The organism is Exiguobacterium sp. s189 (assembly GCF_018617615.1).
Lineage (GTDB): Bacteria > Bacillota > Bacilli > Exiguobacteriales > Exiguobacteriaceae > Exiguobacterium > Exiguobacterium aestuarii_A.
The window spans coordinates 1-540 of sequence record NZ_JACSKM010000030.1; the positions used below are offsets into that span (position 1 = coordinate 1).

The following is a 540-nucleotide window of genomic DNA, read 5'->3' on the forward strand; positions in this document are numbered from 1 at the left end:
TACTCGGACCCCTGTTCAACATCCGTTCCGTGCGCCAGACCGTGAGGGAGGTTCAGACGAACCTCGCCTATCGCTGGTTCCTCGGTCTCGGCATCGATGAGAAGGTTCCCGACCATTCGACGATCAGCCAGGCCTACCGGCGACGCTTCCAGGGGAACGACGTGTTCCAACAAATCTTCGAGGACATCGTTCGACAGGCGGAATCTCACGGTCTCGTCTCCGGGCGCATCCTGATCACGGACTCCACGCACATCCGGGCGAACGCGAACAAGAAGAAATTCGACAAGGTCGAGGTCGAACGGGTCGTCGGTGCGATCGAGGACGAGCTTCTCACCCGCGTGAACGAGGAACGGGCCGAACGCGGAAAAAAGAACTGAAACCGGCATCTGAGAAGAGGGAGCGCCGGCTCGTCAAGATGAGCCGGACCGACCCGGATGCGGGATACATGTATCGTGACCAGAAGCCGGAAGGCTTTTTCTGGCTGGCGCATCGGACGGTCGACGCCAAGCACAATTTCATCGTCGATGTACACGTCACACC

At 59.3% G+C, this 540-nt stretch carries 1 protein-coding gene; it reads left to right on the top strand.

Annotated elements, in window-relative coordinates; genetic code table 11:
- Window positions 1–377 (top strand): transposase (locus KNO99_RS15290; RefSeq protein ID WP_214750089.1); only part of this gene is annotated, 377 nt, incomplete at its 5' end.
- Window positions 378–540 lie beyond the last annotated feature (163 nt).